At 37.9% G+C, this 24,947-nt stretch carries 20 protein-coding genes; 7 read left to right on the top strand and 13 right to left on the bottom strand.

Going from position 1 to position 24,947, the window contains the following annotated elements; translation table 11 throughout:
• Positions 1–739: 739 nt before the first annotated feature.
• The 5 genes from J0M37_07235 to J0M37_07215 all read right to left on the bottom strand — a co-directional run bounded on the left by J0M37_07235 (position 740) and on the right by J0M37_07215 (position 5,704).
• Complete coding sequence (locus J0M37_07235) at positions 740–2,068, bottom strand: glycosyltransferase (protein ID MBN8584875.1); 1,329 nt, start codon at positions 2,066–2,068, stop codon at positions 740–742.
• 52 nt (positions 2,069–2,120) lie between these two features.
• Positions 2,121–2,507, bottom strand: a complete 387-nt coding sequence (locus J0M37_07230) for a GxxExxY protein (protein MBN8584874.1) — start codon at positions 2,505–2,507, stop codon at positions 2,121–2,123.
• Between the two features lie 192 nt (positions 2,508–2,699).
• Positions 2,700–3,770 carry an aminopeptidase P family protein gene (locus J0M37_07225; GenBank protein MBN8584873.1) on the bottom strand — a complete coding sequence of 357 codons (1,071 nt, stop codon included), beginning with the start codon at positions 3,768–3,770 and terminating at the stop codon, positions 2,700–2,702.
• 168 nt (positions 3,771–3,938) lie between these two features.
• Positions 3,939–5,258, bottom strand: coding sequence for a T9SS type A sorting domain-containing protein (locus tag J0M37_07220; protein ID MBN8584872.1), 1,320 nt, complete (start codon positions 5,256–5,258; stop codon positions 3,939–3,941).
• 200 nt (positions 5,259–5,458) lie between these two features.
• On the bottom strand, positions 5,459–5,704 hold the full coding sequence (locus J0M37_07215) for a hypothetical protein (protein ID MBN8584871.1): 246 nt from the start codon (positions 5,702–5,704) through the stop codon (positions 5,459–5,461).
• 187 nt (positions 5,705–5,891) lie between these two features.
• On the opposite strand from J0M37_07215, the gene J0M37_07210 reads away from it, so the two are divergent.
• Positions 5,892–7,409: a hypothetical protein gene (locus tag J0M37_07210; GenBank protein MBN8584870.1), complete on the top strand. Its 1,518-nt coding sequence runs from the start codon at positions 5,892–5,894 to the stop codon at positions 7,407–7,409.
• A gap of 59 nt (positions 7,410–7,468) precedes the next feature.
• On the opposite strand, the gene J0M37_07205 is transcribed toward J0M37_07210, so the two are convergent.
• From J0M37_07205 to J0M37_07195, 3 genes are read right to left on the bottom strand one after another with little or no spacing between them, the layout of a single operon-like run.
• Positions 7,469–8,848, bottom strand: coding sequence for an NAD(P)(+) transhydrogenase (Re/Si-specific) subunit beta (locus tag J0M37_07205; protein MBN8584869.1), 1,380 nt, complete (start codon positions 8,846–8,848; stop codon positions 7,469–7,471).
• A 1-nt stretch (position 8,849) separates the two neighbouring features.
• Positions 8,850–9,161 carry an NAD(P) transhydrogenase subunit alpha gene (locus J0M37_07200; GenBank protein ID MBN8584868.1) on the bottom strand — a complete coding sequence of 104 codons (312 nt, stop codon included), beginning with the start codon at positions 9,159–9,161 and terminating at the stop codon, positions 8,850–8,852.
• Positions 9,161–10,324, bottom strand: a complete 1,164-nt coding sequence (locus tag J0M37_07195; GenBank protein MBN8584867.1) for a Re/Si-specific NAD(P)(+) transhydrogenase subunit alpha — start codon at positions 10,322–10,324, stop codon at positions 9,161–9,163. The genes J0M37_07200 and J0M37_07195 overlap by 1 nt, the downstream gene beginning before the upstream one ends.
• 480 nt (positions 10,325–10,804) lie before the next feature.
• Between J0M37_07195 and J0M37_07190 the strand changes: the two genes are divergently transcribed.
• On the top strand, positions 10,805–12,415 hold the full coding sequence (locus J0M37_07190; protein ID MBN8584866.1) for a hypothetical protein: 1,611 nt from the start codon (positions 10,805–10,807) through the stop codon (positions 12,413–12,415).
• Between the two features lie 260 nt (positions 12,416–12,675).
• Here J0M37_07190 and J0M37_07185 read toward each other — a convergent pair whose 3' ends face one another.
• Positions 12,676–14,109 carry a T9SS type A sorting domain-containing protein gene (locus J0M37_07185; GenBank protein ID MBN8584865.1) on the bottom strand — a complete coding sequence of 478 codons (1,434 nt, stop codon included), beginning with the start codon at positions 14,107–14,109 and terminating at the stop codon, positions 12,676–12,678.
• A 717-nt stretch (positions 14,110–14,826) separates the two neighbouring features.
• Between J0M37_07185 and J0M37_07180 the strand changes: the two genes are divergently transcribed.
• The 3 genes from J0M37_07180 to J0M37_07170 all read left to right on the top strand — a co-directional run bounded on the left by J0M37_07180 (position 14,827) and on the right by J0M37_07170 (position 20,446).
• On the top strand, positions 14,827–16,332 hold the full coding sequence (locus tag J0M37_07180) for a dicarboxylate/amino acid:cation symporter (GenBank protein MBN8584864.1): 1,506 nt from the start codon (positions 14,827–14,829) through the stop codon (positions 16,330–16,332).
• A gap of 155 nt (positions 16,333–16,487) precedes the next feature.
• Positions 16,488–18,953 carry an HAD-IC family P-type ATPase gene (locus J0M37_07175; protein ID MBN8584863.1) on the top strand — a complete coding sequence of 822 codons (2,466 nt, stop codon included), beginning with the start codon at positions 16,488–16,490 and terminating at the stop codon, positions 18,951–18,953.
• Entirely contained in the window at positions 18,950–20,446 is a 1,497-nt protein-coding gene (locus J0M37_07170) for a dicarboxylate/amino acid:cation symporter (GenBank protein ID MBN8584862.1), read from the top strand. Before J0M37_07175 ends, J0M37_07170 begins: the two co-directional genes overlap by 4 nt.
• On the opposite strand, the gene J0M37_07165 is transcribed toward J0M37_07170, so the two are convergent.
• The 4 genes from J0M37_07165 to J0M37_07150 are packed head-to-tail and all read right to left on the bottom strand — an operon-like array spanning position 20,447 to position 23,133.
• Positions 20,447–20,845: a hypothetical protein gene (locus J0M37_07165; GenBank protein MBN8584861.1), complete on the bottom strand. Its 399-nt coding sequence runs from the start codon at positions 20,843–20,845 to the stop codon at positions 20,447–20,449.
• A 40-nt stretch (positions 20,846–20,885) separates the two neighbouring features.
• Entirely contained in the window at positions 20,886–21,620 is a 735-nt protein-coding gene (locus tag J0M37_07160) for a DUF3667 domain-containing protein (protein MBN8584860.1), read from the bottom strand.
• A complete protein-coding gene (locus tag J0M37_07155) occupies positions 21,617–22,063 on the bottom strand; it encodes a GNAT family N-acetyltransferase (protein MBN8584859.1) in 447 nt (148 codons plus the stop codon). The genes J0M37_07160 and J0M37_07155 overlap by 4 nt, the downstream gene beginning before the upstream one ends.
• Positions 22,063–23,133 (bottom strand): adenylate/guanylate cyclase domain-containing protein, encoded by a 1,071-nt coding sequence (locus tag J0M37_07150; GenBank protein MBN8584858.1) that lies wholly within the window; start codon positions 23,131–23,133, stop codon positions 22,063–22,065. Before J0M37_07150 ends, J0M37_07155 begins: the two co-directional genes overlap by 1 nt.
• 209 nt (positions 23,134–23,342) lie before the next feature.
• Here J0M37_07150 and J0M37_07145 point away from each other — a divergent pair, with 209 nt between their 5' ends.
• Together J0M37_07145 and J0M37_07140 are read left to right on the top strand one after the other, a co-directional pair.
• On the top strand, positions 23,343–23,954 hold the full coding sequence (locus J0M37_07145) for an RNA polymerase sigma factor (protein MBN8584857.1): 612 nt from the start codon (positions 23,343–23,345) through the stop codon (positions 23,952–23,954).
• Positions 23,911–24,912: a hypothetical protein gene (locus tag J0M37_07140; protein ID MBN8584856.1), complete on the top strand. Its 1,002-nt coding sequence runs from the start codon at positions 23,911–23,913 to the stop codon at positions 24,910–24,912. The genes J0M37_07145 and J0M37_07140 overlap by 44 nt, the downstream gene beginning before the upstream one ends.
• Positions 24,913–24,947 lie beyond the last annotated feature (35 nt).

The following is a 24,947-nucleotide window of genomic DNA, read 5'->3' as shown; positions in this document are numbered from 1 at the left end:
CTACGGGGTCGAATGTAAAATCGAAATTATATCTATAAACATTTGACTCCTGACGGAGTCAATTATCAAAACACTCCCAACATCATTAACCAATTTTACATCTGATTCCCACCAAAGAATTCCTTCGGACAAACTCCAGTTTGGGAAACAAAGAATATATATCCTATTAATGTTCCCAAGCAGATATTAGTGACAAAAGGATATAAATTATCTTTGACCGCAGAGCGGTCAAATGTTTGTAGCTTAAAAAATTACAAAAAAATTGACCCCATTGGGGTCAATTGTTTTTATGTGCGACCCCTACGGGGTCGAAAATTAATTCGAAATTATATCTATAAACATTTGACTCCTGACGGAGTCAAATAACAATAACACTCCTAACATCATTAACCAATTTTACATCTGATTCCCACCAAAGAAGTCCTTCGGACAAACTCCAGTTTAGGAATTAAATAAACATTATCTGAAGGCACCGTTATTTAAAGAAAAATGAATCTAAAGCTCCAAGCTCAAATTCGTCCCAGGCCGTTTCGCCAAGGCGAATTGGGACGGTAAATAAAGATGTGTTTATATAATTGACCGCAGAGTGGTCAAATGTTTGTAGCTTTTTAAAAAAAATGACCCCATAGGGGTCATACGTTTATAGTATAAAACATGAAATTGATCCCCGACACCGTAGGTGTCGCACGTGCAGTCAGCTGTACATAAAAAAATCCCCCTTTTTCAGGAGGATTTCCACTCAATACTCATTTTCAACAGCAGGCTTTGCTTTCCTTATCCCAAACTCAGGCGGAATGTCACGTAAAAACTCAAAGTATCTAACCAGGTCATAAGTAAGATTCTTAATATTGAATTTCCGCACTATTTCCTCATTGGCAATGGGCATCATTCTTTGCTGGTAGAGCTCGTAATATTCTATTATCAGCTTTGCAATATCTTCCGGTTCATCGGGCTCGCATATCCTTACAGCATCATAATCCCGCAGAAGCTGCTTTGCAGCGCCGTCAGGTGTGCAGGCAAGGATTGGTTTGCGTACACCAAAATATTCAGCAAGCCTTACAGGTGCAATTACTTCTGAGCCCGTTCCTTTATCTATCATGAACCACAGCACATCACTTGCCATAAGGTATTTTATTGAATCAATATGCCCGATATAACCCGGATTTATAACAGCATCTGAAACATTGTTTTTCTGTATCAGTTTTAGGTTTTCTTTTGAAAGTCCCCCTATAAAACACGCTTCAATCTTTCCGCGCATTTCGGGTTTATTTTCGAAAGCAAGGCGCATGCCTTCAAAAAAATACTTCGGTGTTACCAGATCAAAGAAATTCCCGGAAGTTGTGAAACGCATCTTCGGCTTCTCAGGAAGCGGTCCCTGTGCCGCCAGGTTAAGATCGTCAACATCATAACCGTGATGAATTATATTTATATCCTCATGCTTAAGATAGTCATATTCTTCTATCAGGTATTCTTTTATGCGCCTGTTGGTAGTTATGATCTCATCAGTTACTTTTATTACTTCCTGTTCAAGCTTCATATTGCGCAGCCTGTGATAACCCATAGGGTAATATGCGCTTGGGGAGTGCAGCCATGAATCCTGGTAATCGGTAACCAATGGAATTTTGAATTTATCCTTCAATTCACCGGCTGCTATCAGCGCTGTGAATGAGGGACCGGTAGCGTAGATTATCTCTATTTTATGCGATTCAATTATTTCTTTACCCAGCTTTACAGCTTTATTAATCCAGCTTCTGTGTTCATCAGGCTGTTTACGGTAACGGCTGATATTGCGCTTCAGCTTTCTGGAGCCTTCATTTGGCAGGTCTTTAAGCTTTCTGCCCGTAAGCAGATTATTCCCGCTGCCGGGCGTTCTGTATACCTGTATTCCCAGCGACTCAACTTCCCTCAGCAGGCTGTCATCCCTGAAATAATATGTCTTTGGGGTAGATGTCAGAACAATAGGTTCCCAGCCGTATGTCCTGAAATACTTGGAAAACTTCAAAGGACGCAATACGCTGCCCTTGCCTAAAGGGGGAAAATCATGTGTTATTACTAAAACTTTCTTCAATTATACTTTCTTATTTTTGTTTTAACCGCCAAAAGCGCTAAAGACGCCAAATTCATTCATCTGCAAAATTGTTAGCAACTCTTTTTATGCCGTTTTTGAAATATTTAACATTGAAGTTAATCAGATATCCTAATCTCAAATCCTTTAATTTCAAATATGAAATAATTTGAGCCAGATTGATATCAGTTAATCTATCTGTTGATTTAATTTCAACTATTATTACATCTTCTACCAAGAGATCTAATCTATATGCAACATCAACACGTATTCCCTTATAAATCAGAGGTACTTCCTTTTGAGAAACAAATCTTATTCCTCTTAAAGTAAGTTCGTGCTTCAAACATGCCTCATAAGCTGATTCCAGTAAGCCAGGTCCTAATGTTTTATGAACTTCATAAGCTGCGTCAACAATTTGTTTTCCAATTTCATCTAAATTCATACCTGGTGTTTGTAGTGATTTATTCAATACCTGAGTGCTTTTATTTGGCGTACTTAGCGTTTTTGGCGGTTTATCAGATAATAATTACTACTTTTCAAGATCTGATTAAGCAATATCTGCTTTAATGTATACTTCAAGCCATTCATTTAATACGCCGAGAGTGTAAAAAATGTACTCAGCGCTCTTGGCGATTTAAATTATAATCAATTCTTTTGGTGAAGTATTCAGCACATCGCATCCGCCTTCTTTTGTGAAAACATCATCTTCAATTCTTACGCCGCCAAGCCCTTCGATATAAATACCGGGCTCGATGGTGAACACAACATTTGCCGGTATATCGATATCCATCCTTTGGCTTACACCGGGCATTTCATGAACCTCAATTCCCAGGCCATGACCTAAACCATGTCCGAACTTTCCTTCATATCCTTTTTCATTAATATAATTACGCGCAATTGAATCTAGCTGCCTGGTATTTACACCTGCTTTTGCTGCATTCACAGCAAGCAATTGTGATTGCAGTACTACGTCGTATATCTTCACCATTTCATCGCTTTTAGGCTTGCCAACGGCAATTGTGCGGGTCATATCGCTGCAGAATCCTTCGTAGATACAACCAAAATCAAGAGTGACAAGTTCACCGGATTCTATCACCTTTTGGCTTGCCATACCATGCGGAAGCGCTCCGCGCCAGCCGCTTGCGACAATTGGATCAAATGAATCCTTTTCAGCCCCGTATTTTTTATGCCAGTATGAAATTTCAGCTGATACTTCGCTTTCCTTCATTCCGGGTTTTATTATCTCAAGCAGCTTATCAAATACCTTATCTGTAATTTCGCAGGCTTTTTTAATTTTTGAAACTTCATCTGCTGTTTTCACCATTGTAAGCTTTTCAATCCGCTCAGGTACACTTACAAAATTTATCCCGGGAAGCGATTCCTTAAGTATGTTCAGCTGGTGAATTGTTAAATGCGCTGATTCAAACCCAACATTACTGAATTTTTCATTCAGCATGGTCTCTTTAATATTAACAGCAGGTGAATAATTTACTGCTATTTCAAATCCTTTTACCTGATCATGTGATTGAGTCTGGTAGCGGAAATCTGTGTAAAAATAATTCTTATCTTTAGTAATTATAATGTAGGCTGATGATCCTGAAAATCCGCTCAAATAACGAATGTTAGGTATGTGCGTAATGTAAAATGCATCAAGGTTCAATTCTGTGAGAATTTCTTTAATTTTATCTATTCTTATATTTGACATAAAATGCCTTATACTTTCAGAAGTTAATGTGTAAGTTAAAATATTGTTAAATTTGGCTTAAACTACAAAAATACTCAAAAATATTACGCTAATCAATCAAAAAAATAGCCGGGCTATTTACCCGACTTTCACCGTAACAACTTTATTTTAATACTGCTTATTATTGTTCTATTTCACAAGTACCATCTTTTTGGTTTCAATATAGCCAGTAGTACTCAGCCTGTAATAATATACACCACTTGAAAGTCCGCCGCCATCAAACTCAACTTCATATTCCCCTGCTTTTAAATTATTTTCTACAAGAGTTTTTACAAGTTTACCGGATAAATCAAACACCTGAAGTCTGATCAACTTCCCCCCTTCGGGGGGACTGAGGGGGGTAGTGAATCTTATCTTTGTTACGGGATTAAACGGGTTAGGGTAATTTTGCATTAAACTATATTCCTTCGGAATTATTTCAGAAATCGGTTCAAAACCTATTACACTTACATTGTTATACGTCCATGTATCCTTGTATAAAGAATCACCTTCTCCGCCGAAAATTATCATCCTGTCCTGTTCGGGAATGTAAATTCCCGTATGTCCCCACCTGGCCGGAGGAACAACAGCGCCCTGAACAATAAATTCCCATAAATTACTGCCCATGCGGAATTTCCACATATCATTTCTTGCGCCGGTGCTGAGCCCGCCCCAGATAATTATATTCCCGCCATTATAATATATCATTGAATTCCAGAACCGCGCCGGCGGTTTTAGTGTTGGCGTAATGTTATTCCATGAATAGCTGCTGAGCTGGCACTCCCATATATCATCACGCAGTCCGTTATCATCCTGACCAGCGTAAATTACCATTCTGCCCATATCATTTGCATATACTGCAGAATGAAGGCAGCGCTTTGGCGGCTTTTGCGCAACTGTTTTATCCTGCCATGTGAGTGAAATTACATCAAATGTCCATGTATCATCAAACCTGCCTGCTGATGTAAAGCCTGCAAATGTTGATATATTGCCTGAAACAGGTTCATATATTGATGCTGTGCCATATCTCCGTGAAGGTGCATTGGTAACATTGCCGTCTTCCCATAAAACACTCCACGTATTTGTAGCAAAGCTGAATTTCCATACATCATTAAAAAGAGTGCTCCCTGTTCCCTGCCCTGACCAGACTATCATAGAATTGGTATTAATATCGTAATGGGCGTTATGAGTATAACGCGGTGCCGGTATGGGTCCCCCAACCTGCGTAACCTGTGACCATACATTACTGTTCAGGTTAAGGCTGAACATACTGTTTACGGGATTTCCCGAGGCATTTCTGCCGCCATATACTATTAACCTGTTACCGGAAGGATCGTAAATTACAGATGCATTTTTTAAATGTTCAATGCTGCCTGAAGTATTGAGTTTTAACCATTGGGATTCCGGCTTCGTTGTTACAAATACGAAACAGAAAACTAACAGCAATATTTTCAGTTTTGAACTGGTCATTTATTATAACTCAATGTAAATATCGCTAATAAAGTTTCTAAATTAAATATATAAGGGGATACGTTTTTGCAAAAAAATATGGCAAATTCTGCTTTCACTTTGCGTTAAGGGGGAGCGCAGGTTGCTGCTTATACTGCGCTCCGATCTTTATCACGCGCTAGAGGGTGGTGATGAAAATTTTTTTGTTATGAACCTAATGGCTAATCTTCTGAATCCGGATAAAAGTTTACCATTGTTCCATCCTGGTTATAAACCTGTGCCCAGCGAACACCGTCTATCCATACATAAATTATATAACATGTATCGCAGATCTCATTATAGGTTGTTTCAAATTGCTTATTATCATTTTCTCCTGAAACAGCTGTATTATAAAAAATTCCCGTAATTGAAACTACTAATACTAAAGTGAAAACAAGTGAACGAAAATTAATTGAAAGTTTTTTCATGGCTTATTCTCCTTTTGTTTTTGGAATAAGCAATGATTGCCAACATGTACTTTTTTAAAAAGCAAATGTTACTTTATTTGAAGTCATTTTTATATGTGTGGATTTCTTAAATCATTGATTTTATTGTTATTTTAAGGGATTTTAGGAATATTCGTTACAGCATTTGAAGTAAAGAAATTCTATTTAAATGAAGAATAAGCCGCTTTTTAAACATGATCTTATTAAGCTTTTAAGATCTTTTACAGCAAAAGAGCAGAAACGATTTTTAATGTTTCTGAATTCTGAATTTTTTGTTACAAGAAAAGCATTGGTAATACTGTATACCGAACTGATAAAATTCCACCCTCTATATACAAATGTTAGCTGTTCAAAAGAATCATTATACAGCATTGTATATCCGGGAATGAATTACAACGGCGGCACTATGCGAGATCTCCTTTCATCTCTTTATGAAGCAGCTGCTGAATTTATCGCAATAGATTCTATGATAAAAAATAATAATACCCTTTCTCAAAAAATTTATGAGCTTTCTCAAAGAGGGCTTCATAAAAATGCTGCAAAGCTGATTAGAGAATTCAGTGCAATCAAAGGAAATTCTGGTTTTATAGATTCTTCTTATTTTCTGGAAAGATATAAACTGCAGGTAATGAATATTAACCTTAAAATGATATTTAGTAACCGGACTTCTAAAAAATCAATAACAAGGCTTACTGAGGATTTTAGATCTGCGGAAGAATTTATTCTACTGTATTCTTTTATGGAAATTACCGCAAATTTCAGTAATCTTATTATTTTTGAAGATAGATTTATCGATTCCCCTGCTGATGGAGATTTTATAAAGGCTGTAAACGAAATTTGTGATTCATCATTATACAAATTGGTAAAATCAAAAAGCCAATACAGTTTTGTTGCCGAGCTTTATATTGCAATGATCCAAGCCTTCCAAAAAGCAGGGAACTTCAAATATTATGAAAAATACAGGAATTTAGTAAAAGCCTCCTTACCCCATTTAAGCAATGATGAAATTTCGATGCATTATTCCAAGCTTATAAGCTGCTGTATTTTAGGAGCAAAATATGGTAAAAATCCTGATATTTATAACAGTGAATTGCTGAAGCTGTATTTAATATTCCTGGAAAATAGTTATTACAGAGATAACAAAACTCGTTATATCCCCGTTAATCTTTTCAGAACGGTTGTTCTTCAGGCAGTAAAGCTTAAAAAGCTTCCATGGCTGCTTAGAGTAATAAACAGGTTTGTTGATGAACTCTTACCTTCTGAAAGGGAAAACATGAAACAGTACGCAATGGCTTTTTATTATTTTTCAACCGGCAGAAGCGGAAAAGCCCTTGAAACAATCAGTTCAATTGATATTACCCAGTTCATTTTTAAATATGATATATATAACCTTAAGCTGCGTATCCTTTATGAAGATAATGAATTGAACTCAGCACTCGAGTTGATTCATGCATATACGCAGTTCCTGAGGAATGATAAAATGATGCCTGCCCCCAGGAAAACATTTCACCGCGCATTTTTGAAATATACTAAAAGACTTATTTCAGTTACCGAAGGCTCTAAGAAATTTGAAGCCGGCCTGGAGATTCAAAAATTGCAGAAAGAAAGCTGTGCCTATAAGGATTGGCTTACAGAAAAATTATCTTTATTCGAAAGTTCAAAGAAGAAATACAGTATGGCGGGTTAATAAAAAAAAAGGAGGCTTAAAAAGCCTCCTCAAAACAGTTACATATCTTTATTTCTTTTTTATAATCCCTTAACTTCCGTAACCAGCTTCTGCAGGGATGCTTTTGCATCACCGAAGAGCATTCTGTTATTGGGATAGTAGAACAGCTCATTATCAATACCTGCATAACCTGCTGCCATAGAGCGTTTCATAATTATCACATTGGCTGATTTATCCACATCAAGTATCGGCATTCCGTAAATCGGGCTGGACTGGTCATGCCGTGCAGCCGGGTTTACAACGTCATTGGCACCGATAATAATGCTTACATCAGTATTCGGCATTTCACCGTTGGCATCTTCCATTTCAAGAAGCTTGTCATAAGGAACGTCAGCTTCTGCAAGCAGTACGTTCATATGGCCCGGCATTCTGCCTGCTACTGGATGAATGGCATATTTTACTTCAACGCCTTTTTCTTCAAGCAGTTTTTCTAGCTCATGGCAGGTATGCTGCGCCTGTGCAACAGCAAGTCCGTAACCCGGAACTATGAATACCTTCTTTGAATATGCAAGTAATACTGCAGCATCGGAAGCTGAAATTTCTTTCACAGTTCCCTGTTGTTTATCACCGCTTGATGCTCCGCCTGCTGTGCCGAATGCTCCGGCAATAACGTTAAATAAAGAGCGGTTCATAGCCTTACACATAAGTATCGTTAAAATAGTACCGGCTGAACCAACCAAAATACCGCCTGTTAACATTACCTGGTTGTTGTAAACAAAACCGGCAAATGCTGCCGCAACACCTGTAAAGGAGTTAAGCAGTGATATCACCACCGGCATATCTGCTCCGCCGATAGGCATAACAAACATAACTCCGTACAGAACTGCAATTCCTAAAACAACATAAAGAAGCATGTTATTTGCTGCAGGCTGCATTGAAAGGTATGTTGCAAGTCCGACTGCTGCCAGTAATATTACCAGGTTTATGAATTTCTGTCCGGGGAATACTTTATCGCCGATATTACCGTTAAGCTTACCGAATGCTATCATACTTCCGGTGAACGAAACTGTACCGATGATAAGGCCTGCCATTATTATCGCAACCAGTGCTGCTCCGCCATGGCTGAAATCATGTTTTGTATATTCTACAATTGAAATTACAGCTGCGCAGGCGCCGCCCATTCCGTTAAAAAGGGATACCATTTGCGGCATCGCTGTCATCTTTACGCGTTTTGCTGCTATCCATCCTACTACTGTTCCTATTAAAATACCGCCGAATATCCATATATAGTTGCCTATTCCATCTTCCAGAAAAATAGCTCCGAAGATAGCAATTGTCATACCAAAAGCCGCGATCAGGTTGCCCTTTCTTGCGCTATCGGGATGGCTCAGCATTTTTAAACCTAATATAAATGTTACCGAGCCTATTAAATAAATTATATCTACAATGTATTTTTCCATGTCATTTCTTCTTCTTCTTAAACATTTCAAGCATGCGGTCTGTAACAACAAATCCGCCTACTACATTTAATGTACCTAATATTACTGAAAAGAATCCGAGGATAATTGCCAGGTAATTATCCGGCTCCGCCCTGCCCATAACCAGGATTGCGCCTACTATCACTACACCGTGAATAGCATTTGCACCTGACATAAGCGGTGTATGCAGAACCGAAGGAACATGTGAAATTACCTCGATCCCAAGGAAAACCATGAGGATAAGCAGGTAAATAAACCTGATATTCTCACTGATAAAAGCTAATACCTGTTCCATTATTTAACCACCTCTTTTAATTTCTCGTTAACTATTTCACCGTTATGTGTAATACACGTTCCCTTTACAAGGTCATCTTCAAAGTTCAGGTTGATCTGCCCGTCCTTTAAAATGAGCTTTAAGAATGTAAGCACATTCTTACCGAACATTTTACTTGCATCAAACGGAACTGTTGAGGGTAAAAATGAAGAACCGATTATTTTTACTCCGTCAGCATCAACTGTCTCTTCATTTTTGCTGAGCTCGCAGTTACCGCCTGTAGATGCAGCAAGATCAATTATAACTGAGCCTTTTTTCATGGCTGCAACTGTTTCTTTTGTGATAAGCACAGGGGCTTTTCTTCCCGGTATCTGCGCTGTTGTAATTATCACATCAGATTTAACAGCATGGTCATGTATCACCTGTCTCTGTTTGGCTTTGAATTCTTCGGTCTGCTCAACAGCATAACCGCCGGCAGCCTTATCATCTTTAGCGCCTTCAACTTCAACAAATTTAGCGCCAAGTGAATTTACCTCTTCTTTAACCGCGCTGCGTGTATCAAACGCTTCCACTACTGAACCAAGTTTCCTTGCAGTCGCTATTGCCTGAAGACCGGCAACACCTGCGCCGAGTATCAGTACTTTGGCAGGTGTAATGCTTCCTGCTGCTGTCATGAACATCGGGAAGAATTTGGGAAGATTTGATGCTGCAAGCAATACAGCTTTGTAACCTGCTACAGTTGCCTGCGAGGAAAGTACATCCATTGACTGGGCGCGTGTTGTTCTTGGAATGGTCTCAAGGCTGAAGCCTGATACCTTTTGATCCAAAAGCAGCTTAACTGTTTCGGGGTTAAAGAACGGCTGGAACATTGCGAATGCAACCGAGCCTGTTTTCAGTTTTGTGATCTCATCTTTTGTAAGTGAATTTATTCTGAGGATGATATCCGATGAAGAAAGCACCTTGGCTTTATCGCCAATTTCAGCGCCCTGCGCTTTGTAGTCTTCATCACTTGCAAAAGCTTTGCTGCCTGCTCCGCTTTCTACAAGGACCTGAAAATTCATCTTTACCAACTGTGCTGCTATTTCCGGAAGCGCTACGACTCTGTTTTCGCCTTCCGGCTCTTTGAGAATTCCTATTATAGCCACTATTGTTGTTATCCGATTATTTTCAAAAAAATTATCCATCAAAATTAACAAAACCGCATAAATAAACAAATGATATAAGTCATATTTTTTAGCAGTTTAATACGGCTTTCATCAAATTTAGTGTTTAAGTTCTTTAAACTGCACAATCAAAATCTGTAATTGATTTTTAGTTTATACATCCAAACATTTCATGTTATAACCAACACTAAAAATGAATCAATGATTAAATTTTAAAAAAATCCATTCAATTGAGTGATTATGCATTATTGTTATCTGCTGCTTTTTAGAAAATTGCTGGAAATAAACTTTGTCTGAATTATATTTAATTTATACTCACTGAAATATTCACAAATTTTAAAATTTTATTCATTATAGTTAAATTATAGCACATTTCCTGGTAATTTTCACTCACTATTTAAAAAAATCCTCTTTTGATTAAAAAAAGCAGTTTTTTATCTTTGAAATTCAATTTTTCATTAATTTAAACCAAAAATAATAAAATTCTATAGGAGAGTACACATGAAGAAAGCTTTCTTCTTCTTTACTGTAATTTGCTGCTTTCTGATTTCAAAAGATTCCTTCTCTGTTGATAAAAAAACGAAATGGCTTTTAAAGCTTGCTGAGAAAAAGAAAAACGGGCTGAAAATTAAGTCAAATATTCTGGATAATCCCAGAACTGCGCCTTATATGCTCTCACATTTAAGCCAAAGTGATTTCGCATCAAACAGGCTTTATGATATTGTCAGTGAATCACGAACAAATAAAAATCCATTCAGACTTGAAACAGGAGTCGGGCTTTCAAAAGTTGATACCACCAATTATTACCTGCTTGATCTCAAGCCGGGCTATAGTATAGGAGGCAAAACCTGGGCTTTTGATATCGGCATAGACGCTCCATTGAGATACCGCACAAGCAAGATAGCTTTCCGCTCACAGGATTATGAATCATTTACACAGATCCTAAGCACCCTTAATTCAAGTTACGCATATCTGTTTAACACAAAGTCATTTTCTCTAGTATTCAACGGCGGGTTCAGCCAGATAAATAACGCAACATTAGGCAAGGGCTCCATAATGTACGGATACAACAACTCACCAAGTTATGAAAACCGCCGTAACGGTATTTCACTCGATATTGCCTACAATGTGAGCGGATATCTGAATGATAACGCCGCTTCGGCGAAATTATTTTTAAGTGATATTACTTCCGGCGGTATTTTCGGTCTGGGGTTTGAAGGCTCCCCTTTAAAAGTTTTTGGCGGCAGAAAAGGAAAGCTTGACCTGCCGGTACTAAAAGATTTTAACATTGGCGTCAATGTTGCAAGTGACTTCAACAAAAACGCGGGAATAACAAAGGTATTTTATGATACTGATACTACCGGCGGTATTACCCGTTACTATCAGCGCGGAGTTGAAGATATGGGTGCAATGTCACTTGTGAACCTGTACGGCGAGATGGTTCTTTTCGGACAAAAAACTTTTTCTACTTACATTTACGGGGAATACTCAAAAATTGTAAAATTCGGTAGCGACGCTTCGGCGGGGCTTGACCTGGTTGCAAGAACAGAAGATAACAAAAACTATTTCTCGCTTACTTTCCAGCGCAGATACCAGCAGGGCAAGTACCTTCCTACATATTTTAACGGTCTTTATGAAAATGACCGATACCAGCTTATCACAAATGAGAACAACTTAACTCCCCCGCAGCTTATCAGCAAGGCTTCGCAGCTTGATACTGTGCAGGAATTAAAAGGCAGTGTGTTTTTTTCACTCTACGGCATGTTCATGAAAACATTCGTTGCTTACGCAACTTACCAGAAAATTGACCGCGGTGATCTTGGTGGTGAGCTGTACCTGGTGGCTTCGTTCCCGAATATTGATGACAGGTTCTCAATTTACGCAGGGTATTACAAACGCAGGATTCAGGATACAGGCGAACTATTCACATTCAACGAAAATGCGGTCTTTTTCGGGCAGGCAAGTTATGTGCTTAGTGATATGATAATTCTTTCACTTTCATACCAGCAGACCTTTGCCGCTGAACGTGATGCGAATAACAATGTTATTGGTTATGTTGCACAGAAAAGATTCACTCCCCAGGTCAATTTCATCTGGCCTTTGGGAAGGTAACTCAGATTATTGGTTGAGTTAAAGCTATCCTCTCACTCTCCCCCTAGTAGGGGGAGCTGGAGGGGGTTTCATGCTAAAACTACACAACTAACCTCATGTTACCACACTTTGCTCCCCTCTCCTTTTAGGAGAGGGGCTGGGGGTGAGGTCATTTTTTTCAATCTCTTTAGTATTCGCGGAGTCTCTCCGAAGGAGGACTCTGCATGCTAAATAATGAATCGACTGAATCCTCCTGTTGGGAACACCAACCAAGGGTGTAATTATTTATTGTAAATCATTTTTTGAGTTGCAATAATTTTTCCTGCGATATTTAACTGATAGAAATATATTCCGCTGGCAAGATTTTTCGGGACAAATGTTTTAGAATAAGTTCCTGATGATAGTACTTCAGTAACTAAATTTTCAACCTCTCTGCCAAGTACATCATAGACTTTTATTTGCACAAAGTTACTTTTGTTAACTTTAAATTTAATTATCGTTGTACCATTAAACGGATTTGGGTAATTTTGGATTAACTCGTTTTTTTCAGGTACTTGATTCGAAATAATATTAACTGAAATAGGAGGCGGTTGGGATAATGCACTATCAATTCTAATTGCATACAAATCAACATCATGCGGATTGTTTGGTTCTGCACCACCAAAACAAATTATATCGTCAAGGTTAGAATCAGGAGCTTTTATCATGTTTTGTAAATAAACGGAATTAAGATCTGAAAAAAGGTTTATTTCTCTAATTTTGTTTAAGTTAGTATCAAACTGACATACTTTACCAACATGTCGGTTTTCATTATTTAAACTTGACCGATAGGAAACAATATATTTATTAGACTCTAATCTGATAATATTCGGACTAAAATCACTATTATTATTTTTACTTATTGTATCCGTTAAAAGTGCATTACCGTTTATATCTGTTTTAATAATCACTATTCTATAATAACTATTTGAATAATAGCCTCCGAGGATAATAAAACCAAAATTTGTACTTACAAAAGATGAAACGAACCTATATTGATAAGATGATTCCCAAATAATATTACCAGCCCCATCTAACTTCATTAAATATGCTTTCCAAGTACCATTTATAAATTTATCTCCACAGACTATATATCCGCCGCCAATAGAAGGTTCTATTTTATAAAAATTTTGCGGAGTATCATCATAATACTTTTCCCATAGTAAATTTCCAAGAGTATCCAATTTGCATATATAACCAGAAAAAGAGCCTCCGCACATCACATATCCGCTATCGCCGGTTTGCGTAATATCTCTCGTTTCAGCGCCGTTTGGATATGATTTATCCCATACTACATTGCCGTTCAAATCAAGCTTCATTGAAAAACAGGAATTCCTCTGCCCGGTAAAGACACAACCGCCGTCATTACTAGGTGCAACTGCTTTTGCTATTCCTCCTATATATGTCCTGGTCCATAACGTATCACCTAGCTGATTCATTTTCAAAACGTACATATAGTAATCCAGTATTCCGGTATAGCCTACAATATAAAAGTTAGAACCGTCTGCTGCGCAGCCGTCGTATCCTTCTTCATCTCCGCCAATAAAACTCTCGTACGTCTTCTGCCAATACAACTGGCTGCTTAAACTTTGGCAAAAAATAAAACTAAAAACTAAAAAAGCTATAATTTTCAGTGTTGGGCTGGATTTCAGGTAATATTGAGGATTTTTGTTCATAAACTATGTTCTAAATTTTTCCGCAGGATTGTTGAATATCTAGCTCAAAATAATACATCAAATCAGTCAATGCAATGATTTACGTCATAATATTCCCCTCCCTTGCGTCGCTGTGCATCCTCAAAAGACAACTTGATTATTGATACCTTTAGTATGCGCAGAGTCTCTCCAAAGGAGGACTCTGCGCTACAAAAAATGAGTCATCAGGATCCGCCACCAACACCGGGGTAATTCTATTTTTTTTACATTTCATCTTTTTTTCCCTTGACACTGCCATTAACATATATTATATTTACTTATATATGCATAACGCATATATAAAATATTCCAAATTTCCTTTAACATGAAAAGTTCTATTTTTTCGTGAGTTCTCATTATGAATAATCACCATGAGAATTTTCACCCCCGGTTAAATCAATGGATTTTCAATCCATTCTCATTATGAAAAATTCATCATGAGACTGTATCAACATGAATATATTCATTATGAGAGAGTTCTCACTTTCAATAACAGGCTGTTTTCGCAGAAAACTGATTCAAAACCCTCAAATAAAAAAAATCGATTGTAAGTGAGAAAACAAGAATGATCCAATTACCTTTACCGGCCGTGTTTAATGAAGTAAATTTCAGGGTTTAAAAGGAATTAATAAAATTAATGATTATTAAAAACTTTATTCATAAATTGCATGATTAACTTAGTTTAAAAAGGAGTATTTCTTGCCAAAATTACAGCTTCATACAAAAATAGTAATTGGGCTTATTCTCGGTGCTGTCTTCGGAGCCATTTTTGCCATAAATCCCAATAAAGTTGAGCTTAACTACAAAGACCACTCCGAACAGGTTGAAAATTGGCAGGAATTCAGTTACCTGAAAAAAGATTCACTACTTAAAACATTTTACGGCGGTGATCAGCTTTCAATTATCAAATATTACAAAAATCTTAAAGATAAAAAAGATGTTAAGCTGAAAGTTAAGCTTTCAGATGGCTCAGAAAAAATTTATGAAAGCATTACATCAGTTGAAAAGGTAAAAACTATTGGTGTATGGTTCAAGCCCGTTGGTGATATTTTCGTAAGGCTGCTTAATATGATAGCTGTGCCGCTTGTGCTTGCTTCGTTGATAGTTGGTGCTGCTTCGCTTACAGATCTGAAGCATGTTGCGAAGATCGGCGGAAAAACTATCGGGTTCTACGCCCTTACAGCTGTTATGGCTATTACCATTGGTTTGCTTTGCGTGAATTTCATTCAGCCCGGCCATATTATGGACCAAAGCTCAAAAGACCGGCTGCTTGATGTTTACCAGGATGACGCGAAAAGTAAAATTGAACAGAATGTTTCAATGAACATCGTTGAGTTTCTTGTAAATATTGTTCCTAAAAATCCGTTTAAAGCTATTGCCGATGGTGACTTCCTGCAGATAGTATTCTTTGCTATCCTAACCGGAATTTTCCTGATGCAGATACCAAAAGATAAATCTGCACCGGTCATAAGCTTCTTCAACGGGTTAAGCGATGCTATGATTGTACTTGTTGAAAAAATTATGATTATTGCCCCGTATGCGGTGTTTACTTTAATTGCTGCTACTGTGGCGGAATTTGGCTTTTCCATTTTAAAGACCCTGATGTGGTATTCTCTTACAGTTGTACTCGGACTCGCAATTTTAACGTTTATTGAATATCCATTACTGCTTAAAATTTTTACTAAGATCCGTTTTAAGGACTTCATGCGTGCTCAGCGGCAGGTAATAGCCGTGGCTTTTTCAACCAGCTCCTCTGCAGCTACGCTGCCTGTTACCATGGATGTTTGCGAAAAGCGTCTCGGTGTTCCAAATAAAATTGCAAGTTTTGTTCTCCCATTAGGCACAACAGTAAATATGGATGGCACCGCCCTTTACCAGGCAGTCGCAGCGGTTTTTATAGCGCAGGTTTTTGGTTTCGAGCTTAATCTTACTCAGCAGTTAACAATTGTGCTTACTGCTGCTCTTGCCGCTGTAGGTACAGCGCCCGTACCGGGGGTTGGATTGCTAATGCTTATCATAGTACTGAAATCAGTCGGCGTGCCTGAAGAAGGTATTGCGCTGATCATAGGTGTTGACCGCCTGCTTGATATGTGCCGCACCGTGCCGAATGTTATTGCAGATTCACTTGCATGCGTAGTGATCGCATCCAGCGAAGGCGAGCTCGGCGAGATCAAACCCGATGCCGAGTATGATGGAGTGATGTAGGAAGCATAATTCCAAATGCCAAAATCTAAATATCAAACTATCATCCAAACCTCATCCTGAGCTTGTCGAAGGATGAGTTGCCACGACCTTCAGGTCGTGGGTAACAATTATAAAATAAACCCGGCTTTAGCCGCAATTCAATTAACTGAAGTTTAATGCAATTAAAAGGTTTAACAAACAACGAAGTACTGGAAAGAATAAATAGTGGACGAATCAATCGCTCTACTGTTACTAAGACTAAAAAGATCCGGGAAATCATCCTGGAAAATGTATTCTCTGTATTTAATCTGGTTATTACATCTGTTATTCTATTTTTACTTTATTTCTTCATCACTTCCGGTGATGAAAGGCTGCTTTATGATACCATAGGCACTACATTTGTAATTTCACTCAATACATTTATTGCAGTTTACCAGGAAATCCGCGCTAAAAAAGCGCTTGATAAGGTCAGCCTGCTTTTAAAAAAGGAAGTAAAAGTTATTCGGGATGGTAAAGAGGCAGTTATCGACCAGACTGATGTTGTAGTTGATGATATTATTGTGCTGGAACGCGGTGACCAGGTGGTAGTTGATGGTGTAGTTGAAGAATCAAACAAGCTTGAAATTGATGAATCACTATTAACCGGTGAATCACTTCCTATAAATAAGAAAAACGGCGACCAGGTCCTCTCAGGCAGCTTTTGCCTTTCAGGTAACGGATTTTATAAGGCTGAAAAGGTCGGCGATAACAGCTACGCCAATGAAATTACAAAAACCGCGAAAAAATTCAAGCTGAACTTATCACCGCTGCAGGTTAAGCTGAATTTCATCGTTAAAGTTCTGTTTTCAACTGCTATTTTTCTGGTAATACTTGAAATTATTCGTAACCCCAATGGCTTTTCTGATCTTGATTTCGTTCGCCGTATTTCAACCGTAATGCTTTCACTCATTCCCCAGGGACTCGTTCTAATGGCCTCAGTTACTTTTGCTCTGGGTATCTACCGCATCAGCAAAATAGGCGCTATAATTCAAAAGCTTAACGCTATTGAATCATTCGCCAATGTTAAAATAGTATGTACTGATAAAACCGGCACTCTTACCCAAAATAAGCTCGCAGTAAACAGGATAACCCCATTAACATCAAAATTTACCAAAGAACAAATTGAGGAATTACTGGGTACTTACGCAAAGCTCTCTTCTGATAAAAATGCGACATTAAAGACCCTTGAAATATATCCTGCTGATATCAACGCAGCAGTTACTGATGAAATACCCTTCAGCTCTGAAAATAAGATGAGCCTTTTACAATTAACAATTAGTCCGTCTAAGCCTGATTTCGACTCGACACAGTCGAGTCTCAAAAATGAGCAATTAACAATTGTGTTTGGCGGGTATGATATTTTAAATGAAAGATCTCAAGAAAAACAAAAAGCTGAAGAAATTTTTGAAAAAGACGGCTTAAAGATATACCGCAATTTGCTGTTTGGAATAGAAACTTCAGGGCGAAGCCTTAAAGAGCTCGAAGAGGATTTATCGCAGATTAAAATTGAGCCTGTATGTATAGTTTCAATTACAGACCAGGTGCGGGGTGACGTTATGGAAGCCATAAACCTCTTCCATAAAAATAATATTGAAATAAAGATTCTCTCAGGTGATAATGCTTATGCAATACAGGCAGTTGCAAAAGAAATTGGCTGGGATATAAAAGATAACGAGCTTATATCAGGCAGCGATATTGAAAAGGTAAGCGATAGTGAAATATTCAAGGTCATAATGGAAAAGAAAATTTTCGCCCGCCTTAAGCCTGAACACAAGCTGCGCATTATAAAAACGCTCCGCAAAGAAAAGATCTACACTGCTATGATAGGCGATGGTGTGAACGATCTGCCTGCAATAAAAGAATCAGACATGGGCATTGCCATGGAAGAAGGAAGCCAGATAACCAAAGAGGTGGCTGATATTGTTCTGCTGAAAAACAAGTTCGCGCTCTTACCTAACATTTTTGATGAAGGGAATAAAATTGTTAACACAGTAAGCTCTGTTGCTAAGCTTTTCCTTACCAAGAATTTTATGGTGATATACTTCACTATACTTTCAATGTTCTTCGCTTTTGAATTCCCCTTAACTCCCCGCAGGGTATCATTGATAAATATTTTTTCTATCGGTCTCCCCTCTTTCATTATTGCTTTAAGGAATTCTAACGTAAGCAAGCTTACGAATTTTTCGAAAGACCTGTTCAGCTTTGTGCTTATATCAGCAGCAATACTCGTTGGGGCTTCTTATATAGGGCAGTATTACACAGAAAAATTTGCCGGGTTCACCCCTGAAGATATACAGATGGTCATGCTTTCAGTTATGATCTTTATAACATCTGTCAACTTCCTCTGTGTTGTAGCGCACAAAAATGAAAAGAACATGAAGCTGTACGTCTTATATGCTATCGGGCTTGTTACGCTGTATTCATTTCTGAGTTTAACGCAATCGCAGTTCATACTTATAGGCTGGATAAAAACTTTCTATGAAATATCCTTCCTCGAACACCGCTATTTAGGCATTACTGCCGCAATTGCGCTTATCAGCGGAGCGGTATTGTTCATACTGCAGCAGATAAGGGCGAAGTTAATTAAGACAGCATCGGCTTGAAGGTAAAACTTCACATACAGATCTTAATCGGCTTTTTACTCGGAATTATCTTCGGAGCGATTTTCAGTGTGAACCACAACAGCCTTATTATTTTTTCAGCTGGAAATGAAATAAAAATAGAAAGCTGGCAGCAGTTCTCATTCGTAAAAGGTGATTCTGCAGTAGCTGTTTTTAATGAAAGCTCACAAAATGGTATTATAAGGTATTTTGAATCCTTAAAGAAAGATAAAAAAACCGAAGGTGTAAAAATAAATGTAGTTTACCCCGCGTCGGTTGAAATTCACACTTACGAAAATATCAGCTCTATACAAAAGACAAGCTCTATCGGCGCTGATATTAAGCCTGTTGGCGAAATATTCATCAGGCTGTTGAATATGATCGCTGTTCCGCTTGTACTTGCATCACTAATTGTCGGCGCAGCTTCGCTGCATGATGTTAAGCATCTTGCTAAGCTTGGCGGCAAGCTGATGGCTTTGTTCCTGTTCACTTCAGTAATTTCGGTTGCACTGGCGCAGGTGCTTACCGTTGTTATCCGCCCGGGATTGCATATGACCCCCGAAGCAAAGTTAAGGCTTGTTGAAGCATATAAAGATGAAGTAAAGGCTCCGCTGCTGCAGGAATATAAAATGGACCTGGTTGATTTCCTTGTCAACATTGTGCCTAAAAACCCGTTCAAGGGCCTGGCAGAAGGCGACTTTCTGCAGATAGTATTTTATGCAATATTAACCGGATTGGTATTATGTTATATTCCTAAAGAACGCTCAAAGCCTGTTATAGCTTTTTTTGAAGGGGTATCAGAGGCTATGATAAAGCTGGTAGAAAAGGTAATACTTATGGCTCCGCTTGCAGTGTTTGCCCTAATATCAGCTACCGTGGCGGAATTTGGCTTCAGTATCCTTGGCACACTATTCTGGTATGCCCTTACATGTATTATAGCTTTGGTACTTGTCGGATTTGTATTGTATCCTGCGCTGGTAAAATTCCTTGGTAAAGTTTCACCTGTAAAATATTTCCTGGCTCAAAAGCAGGTGATGGCGGTAGCATTTACAACAAGCTCAAGCTCAGCAACACTGCCTGTTACAATTGATGTCACAGAAAATAAGCTTGGAGTGCCCAATAAAATTGCGGCATTTGTTCTGCCAATTGGTACCACAATAAACAAAGATGGAACTGCTCTTTACCAGGCAGTTGCCGCTATATTCATAGCGCAGGTTTACGGGTTTGAGCTCAGCTTGGCGCAGCAGTTCACAATTTTTATAACCTGCGTCATAACCGGCGCGGCAACAGCGCCCGTTGCGGGCGCGGGGCTCATTATGCTAGTAGTAGTATTAAATGCGGTAGGCCTTCCTGTTGAAGGTATTGCGCTTATTGTTGGTGTTGACCGTATCATCAATATGTGCCGTTCAACTGTAAATGTAATTGGTGATACAATGGCAAGCGTTGTGCTTGCAAGAAGTGAAGGAGAGCTTGGCGAAATTAAGGTTAAGGACTGATCACCTGCCGCCAATAAACCTTTCCTTGGGTATATAAAGCTTATGACCCATCGGGAAGGTCATTTCAATTCCTTCAGCACTCCATATTACCCTGGTCTTTTTAATATCTTCATCGCTTAACGGCGAGGGGTCAAGATAGTTTATCACGTGACCGTAACTGTTATCATCCTTCCGGCTTATCATAACTATATAAGCCGAGCTTAGCGGCTGGCTTTGTTTTATGATTGAAAGCTTATACGGGTCGTAGGAACTGTATTTAACATAATCGCCCTGTGATGACTCCATTATAACCCTGTCACTCAGTGTATAACCCAGAAGCTGGAAAAGTATTACAATAATAAGTAAGCCCGTAAATAATCCGGCTCCAAGAGTGAAGATAAAAACTATCGGTTTTTTCATTTAAAAGATGGTTAACTTTCGGGGGCTGTTACAAAAATAGCTATTTATGATAAAAGAATAAATAAAAAATTGCAAGTGAAATGAGCTGCGCGGCAGGAATAAAAAGCAGTATAGAAACAATATATTTCAATATTACTCTGCCCCTGCTTTCGTTAAAGAACTGTACAAATGCCCAGCCGTAATAAACAAGCCAGGCTATATAATAAATAGAAATGGGAATATACCAATACCTGTTAAAAATAAATAAAAAGGGACTGATCATAATATACATCAGCGTTCTTTGAGCCCCAAGAAAAGTATTGAACACAAGATTTTCAGCGTAATTATACCCGGACTTTCTGAAGAACAGCCACGAAAAAAATGCTATCACAGGTACGCTGACAAGCTGTATTACATTGAAATATTTATAGATAAAGGCATTGTACTGCAAACCAAAAGAATTTATCCCTGAGCCAACTGTATTTATATCGGCTTTTGGTCCCATTAGTTGATAGTTTACGCTTAAAAAAGTTGCTGCCGCAACTGCCAGGAATAAATACTGGAAAGGGTTAAAATATTTTTTCCGTCTGCCTTCAATGTAGTCTTTTGCAGCATACCCGGGGCGGGTAAAAAGCTCTTTTATAAGAAATAAAATTCCCTTATCAATATGTGTGAAAGAATGAAAAAAATCATGCATTGCATGTCTTAAGGTAAAGCGGTGAATATCAGCTTTTTGCCCGCAATCATTGCAGAAACGGCCCTCAAAACTGTTACCGCAATTTTTACATGTTATCATTTTACCGGGTTGTAATTTACCATTTGAAAATGAGTTTCTGTAGCATTGTATATTTCATAGCCCAATGCAAGATAAAGCTTTTTAGCTCTTTCATTTACCTTAAGTACCTGCAGCCTTATCGCTTTGTTTTCTGCTGAGGCCTGTTTATGCAAATTTAATAATATTTTTGTTCCGATTCCCTTGTTTTGGTATTTATCTATTATATAAATTCCGCTGATTATCATGGAGTGTTCATCGCTATAGACCTCCAGCGTACCTGCTGGTTCTCCGTCAACTTCAATAATACTCAGAATATCCGTATCAAAATCTTCTTCATGGTATTTCCTCTGAAATTCTTCATCCCATCCCCAGGTTTCCTCAACGTACTTTCCTAATGCGTTCTTTCTTATTTCAAATGAAAGTTCATTATCGTTTTCAACTGCTTTCCGCAGTGTATAATTCATTATTTTATTCTTTCCACACTGTATATTCCAACCGGATTCAGCTTGCCTTTCAGCAGCATTTCACCTATCAGATCAAATCTGCAATATCCCGTTCTTGGCATTTTTTTGTACATATTATTTGAGATCAGCAGCGGTTTATTGTGTTCATTGCATTTATCCTGTATCCTCGAAGCAGTATTTAAAACATCGCCGTGATAGGCTATTTCCTTTTTAAGCTCCCCTATTTCCGCAACGGTAACAGTACCGCAGTTCATACCTGCTTTAAATACGGGCACTATCCCGTACTTTTCTTTATAATAGCTTCCAAGTGATTCCAGTTTATTTTTAAATTCAAAAAAGAATTTAAAACAATTATCATTCTCTATCCCTTTTTCAAGTTCCCATGTCAGAACAATTTCATCACCTACATACAGGTAAATTTCTGCTTTATATTTTGCCACAACATCTGTAACATCGTAAAAGCAATCCTGTATTAAACGGCTGTATTTAAGGTGTCCAAGCTTTTCAGCTATTGTTGTAGAAGCTTTAAGGTCTATGAACATAAAGATCCGGTCTTCAACCCTTGGATTATAATACTTCCCAGAAAAAAGCTTTACCAAAATGCCGGGTCCGAACTTTTTGTTCACCTCTTTCAGAAAATTTATCAGCAAGCTGATAAATGCACCGTATAAAAACAGCGCTACGGTATATTGGCTCTGCAGTGTATAATTAATTGAATATATCAGGTTATTATCCCTGTTGATAATAATTCCGTGCAGAACAAAAATTGATACTATTGAAATGAACATTGTAACAATGTATGCCAGGCTTTTCACTGTAATTATATACCTGAATGATCTCCGCTTGAATTTTGGTGTATCCATCAGGAAATCAATGAATGAAAGCAGCAAGCCGTTCACTACGGCAACTACATTGCCTTCAAAAAACATAAGGTCCATTTCAACAGGTTTTTTCAGGATAAAGTATTGTTCAAAATCATACATCCCGAAAAACCTGAATATTACGAACATATTACCGGCTATCAGCCAGGCTACCAGGTTAAACCTGATCTCCTTAATTCTTTTTTTCATTTTTAACAGCGTATGAAGTACAATATAAAAATGAATATTGTAATGATTGCAAAAAACTACATTATCTCATAATGACATTGAAAAATGTATTATATTAAACCCAAAATTAACATATTTTTATATAAATTAAACTAATATTATTTACGTGCGACTTTTCATGCGGTTAATGCATCATATTACTGTAAACAGGTTTACACTAACACTCATTAATGAAAGTAGATTCAGCTAAATTCAGCAGGCTTTTACAGCCGCATTACAATGATGCTCTGAAGTATTCAAGAGCCCTCTGTTCCACATGGTCAGCCGATGATGCGGAAGACGTATTGCAGCAGTCATTTTTGCTGGCACTTGAAAACTTTGGCAGTCTGAAAGATCATTCTAAATTTCGTTCATGGTTCTTTAAAATAATAACAACAACTTTTTATTCTTCCATCAGAAGACACTTCTGGAAAAAATTCCTGCCTTCTGATGGCGCAGCCTCAAATGTTCACAAAATTCCAGATGTATTTAACAGGGCTGAACAAACTGAAAACAGGATGATAATCAACAGCGCGCTTGCCGGAATTTCTGCAAAAGAACGTTCTGCAATACTGCTTTATGAACTTGGAAACTTTTCAATCGAAGAAATTACTGCAATTCAGGGAGAAAAAAGCATTTCTGCGGTAAAATCAAGATTAAGCAGGGCAAGGACTAAATTGAGAAATTTAATTGAAAAAGAAGAAAATTTTTTATCCCGGAATGAAGATTCTCTCTGGGAGCTAAACGGAGATCTTGAAAATGAAACACTCAAACTCATCACAGAGATCAGAACAGAACGGTAAATTGAAAGAAAATAAAGACAAATCACTGGAGCATCATTTTAATCAGTTAAAACAGGAAAACTATGATTCAACTTTTCCTGAGGTTGAAAGCTGGATATACAAAGCATCTGTAAATCTGCAAAACAATTATAATCTAACTAATTCAAATGAAAGGCTGCTCCATAAAATGAAAAATTTCTTTTTCGGAACCAAACTAAGACTTGTTTATACAATTATTGCTTTTGTTGTTTTAATCGGAGCCTGTAATATGCCTGTCACCCAGACAGAAACTGCAGGTCAAATGATAACACTGGCCGTAAATAAAAGCGATAATGATTTCGCCTCCAAAATGCAGAACTTACCATGGATTAAATCTGCACAGGTAACTTCCAATGAAAATGTAAATAATGGTGTTGATCAAATTGTTTACAGAATAGTATTGCCCAATGCGACCGAAGAGCAGGTACGGGCATATTCCAAAGAGCTTGAAACAATCGGCGATATATCAACAATTAAAATTACTCCTATGGATTATGATGTGAAGCGTCCTTTGTATTCAGCCGCTCTGCATGATTTTTTCAGTATAAATATTGATGCCACAGGTATGAGTGACGACGAGCTTAAAACTGAAATTGAATCAAAGCTCAAAGAACAGGGAGTTGACATGAAATTCCAGTTCAAAACCGGACCTGACGGAAGACGCGAGATCAGGATGGAGCAGGATGGAAAAATTGATGTAAACAATGAACCCAAAAGCTTTGAAATGAATATTGAAGATAACAACGGACGTGAAAAAATAAAGCTCTTTACCAAAAAAGCTGATCCTAAACAGTTTGAAGGCAAAACCGATGAACAGATCAGGGAAATGGTGAAAAAAGATTTCGGTAATGAGAATATAAAGGATAGTGATATTATAATTGAAAGAAAAGACGGGAAAGTACAGGTTAAAATAAATAAAGATGTTAAAGAAGTAAAATAAATAATTTTAATAATAACGCCCGGTATTGATTTTAG

Source organism: Ignavibacteria bacterium, assembly GCA_017303675.1.
Lineage (GTDB): Bacteria > Bacteroidota > Ignavibacteria > Tepidaquicellales > OLB5 > OLB5.
This window is presented reverse-complemented; position numbering and strand designations above follow the sequence as displayed.

What these genes read in the sequence shown, in the direction of transcription:
- J0M37_07230 (MBN8584874.1), bottom strand. Translation starts at nt 2,507, where the DNA reads ATGAATTTAGATGAAATTGGAAAACAAATTGTTGACGCAGCTTATGAA.
- J0M37_07225 (MBN8584873.1), bottom strand. Translation starts at nt 3,770, where the DNA reads ATGTCAAATATAAGAATAGATAAAATTAAAGAAATTCTCACAGAATTG.
- J0M37_07220 (MBN8584872.1), bottom strand. Translation starts at nt 5,258, where the DNA reads ATGACCAGTTCAAAACTGAAAATATTGCTGTTAGTTTTCTGTTTCGTA.
- J0M37_07215 (MBN8584871.1), bottom strand. Translation starts at nt 5,704, where the DNA reads ATGAAAAAACTTTCAATTAATTTTCGTTCACTTGTTTTCACTTTAGTA.
- J0M37_07210 (MBN8584870.1), top strand. Translation starts at nt 5,892, where the DNA reads ATGAAGAATAAGCCGCTTTTTAAACATGATCTTATTAAGCTTTTAAGA.
- J0M37_07205 (MBN8584869.1), bottom strand. Translation starts at nt 8,848, where the DNA reads ATGGAAAAATACATTGTAGATATAATTTATTTAATAGGCTCGGTAACA.
- J0M37_07200 (MBN8584868.1), bottom strand. Translation starts at nt 9,161, where the DNA reads ATGGAACAGGTATTAGCTTTTATCAGTGAGAATATCAGGTTTATTTAC.
- J0M37_07195 (MBN8584867.1), bottom strand. Translation starts at nt 10,324, where the DNA reads ATGGATAATTTTTTTGAAAATAATCGGATAACAACAATAGTGGCTATA.
- J0M37_07190 (MBN8584866.1), top strand. Translation starts at nt 10,805, where the DNA reads ATGAAGAAAGCTTTCTTCTTCTTTACTGTAATTTGCTGCTTTCTGATT.
- J0M37_07185 (MBN8584865.1), bottom strand. Translation starts at nt 14,109, where the DNA reads ATGAACAAAAATCCTCAATATTACCTGAAATCCAGCCCAACACTGAAA.
- J0M37_07175 (MBN8584863.1), top strand. Translation starts at nt 16,488, where the DNA reads ATGCAATTAAAAGGTTTAACAAACAACGAAGTACTGGAAAGAATAAAT.
- J0M37_07165 (MBN8584861.1), bottom strand. Translation starts at nt 20,845, where the DNA reads ATGAAAAAACCGATAGTTTTTATCTTCACTCTTGGAGCCGGATTATTT.
- J0M37_07160 (MBN8584860.1), bottom strand. Translation starts at nt 21,620, where the DNA reads ATGATAACATGTAAAAATTGCGGTAACAGTTTTGAGGGCCGTTTCTGC.
- J0M37_07155 (MBN8584859.1), bottom strand. Translation starts at nt 22,063, where the DNA reads ATGAATTATACACTGCGGAAAGCAGTTGAAAACGATAATGAACTTTCA.
- J0M37_07150 (MBN8584858.1), bottom strand. Translation starts at nt 23,133, where the DNA reads ATGAAAAAAAGAATTAAGGAGATCAGGTTTAACCTGGTAGCCTGGCTG.
- J0M37_07145 (MBN8584857.1), top strand. Translation starts at nt 23,343, where the DNA reads ATGAAAGTAGATTCAGCTAAATTCAGCAGGCTTTTACAGCCGCATTAC.
- J0M37_07140 (MBN8584856.1), top strand. Translation starts at nt 23,911, where the DNA reads ATGAAACACTCAAACTCATCACAGAGATCAGAACAGAACGGTAAATTG.